Consider the following 1,744-nt stretch of genomic DNA (forward strand, 5'->3'; position numbering starts at 1 on the left):
GAGAAGTACCAGCTCAAACCACGCGACTGGGACGCCGCCGCCCGCGAGGGCCGCACCCTCGCCCCGCTCATCACCCGACTCAACAGCATCCGGCGCGCCCACCCCGCCCTGCACCGGCTCCGGAACCTCCGCTTCCACCACACCGACAACGACCAGGTCATCGCGTACAGCAAGCGCGCGGGGTCCGATGTCGTGCTGGTGGTCGTCAACCTCGACCCGCATCACACCCAGGAGGCCACGATCTCGCTGGACATGCCGCACCTCGGCCTCGGCCGGCACGACACCGTGCCGGTGCGTGACGAACTCACGGGTGAGACCTATCACTGGGGCAGCGCCAACTACGTGCGGCTGACGCCCGGCCGGGCGCCCGCGCACGTCTTCCACGTCCACCTGCCGTCCGCCGCGCCGAAGAACGGGGAGCCGGGAACCTCATGACCGTCAACGAGCCCGTCCCGGACACCTTCGAGGACACGCCCGCCAAGGACCGCGACCCGGACTGGTTCAAGCGGGCCGTCTTCTACGAGGTCCTGGTCCGCTCCTTCCAGGACAGCGACGGCGACGGCGTCGGCGACCTCAAGGGCCTCACCTCCCGACTGGACTACCTCCAGTGGCTCGGCGTGGACTGCCTGTGGCTGCCGCCCTTCTTCAAGTCACCGCTGAAGGACGGCGGTTACGACGTCTCGGACTACACCGCCGTACTGCCCGAGTTCGGCAACCTGGCGGACTTCGTGGAGTTCGTCGACGCCGCCCACCAGCGCGGCATGCGGGTGATCATCGACTTCGTCATGAACCACACCAGCGACCAGCACCCGTGGTTCCAGGAGTCCCGGAAGAACCCCGACGGCCCGTACGGCGACTACTACGTCTGGGCCGACGACGACACCCGGTACGCCGACGCCCGGATCATCTTCGTCGACACCGAGGCGTCCAACTGGACCTTCGACCCGGTGCGCGGCCAGTACTACTGGCACCGGTTCTTCTCCCACCAGCCGGACCTGAACTACGAGAACCCGGCCGTGCAGGAGGAGATGCTGGGCGCGCTGAAGTTCTGGCTGGACCTCGGCATCGACGGGTTCCGGCTGGACGCGGTGCCGTACCTGTACGCCGAGGAGGGCACCAACTGCGAGAACCTGCCCGCCTCGCACGCCTTCCTCAAGCGGGTGCGGCGCGAGATCGACGCGCAGTACCCGGACACGGTGCTGCTGGCCGAGGCCAACCAGTGGCCGGAGGACGTCGTCGACTACTTCGGGGACTACGCCTCCGGCGGCGACGAGTGCCACATGGCGTTCCACTTCCCGGTCATGCCGCGCATCTTCATGGCGGTGCGCCGCGAGTCCCGCTACCCGGTCTCGGAAGTCCTCGCCAAGACCCCGGCGATCCCGTCCGGCTGCCAGTGGGGCATCTTCCTGCGCAACCACGACGAGCTGACCCTGGAGATGGTCACCGACGAAGAGCGCGACTACATGTGGGCGGAGTACGCCAAGGACCCCCGCATGCGCGCCAACATCGGCATCCGGCGGCGGCTCGCGCCCCTGCTGGACAACGACCGGGACCAGATCGAGCTGTTCACCGCCCTGCTGCTCGCCCTGCCGGGGTCGCCGATCCTCTACTACGGCGACGAGATCGGCATGGGCGACAACATCTGGCTCGGCGACCGCGACGCCGTGCGCACACCGATGCAGTGGACGCCGGACCGCAACGCCGGGTTCTCGTCGTCCGACCCGGGCCGGCTCTTCCTGCCGAC

The 1,744-nt window shown here is 68.6% G+C and carries 2 protein-coding genes; both read left to right on the forward strand.

Going from position 1 to position 1,744, the window contains the following annotated elements; genetic code table 11:
* Nucleotides 1-435: alpha-glucosidase C-terminal domain-containing protein (locus ACTT8P_RS38215; protein ID WP_442836388.1), on the forward strand; the 435-nt coding region annotated here is incomplete at its 5' end.
* A partial coding sequence (gene treS / locus ACTT8P_RS38220) for a maltose alpha-D-glucosyltransferase (RefSeq protein ID WP_442836389.1) occupies nt 432-1,744 on the forward strand: 1,313 nt, incomplete at its 3' end. The genes ACTT8P_RS38215 and treS, both read left to right, overlap by 4 nt.

Source organism: Streptomyces sp. JW3 (assembly GCF_052216785.1).
In the GTDB taxonomy this organism is placed as follows: Bacteria; Actinomycetota; Actinomycetes; order Streptomycetales; family Streptomycetaceae; genus Streptomyces.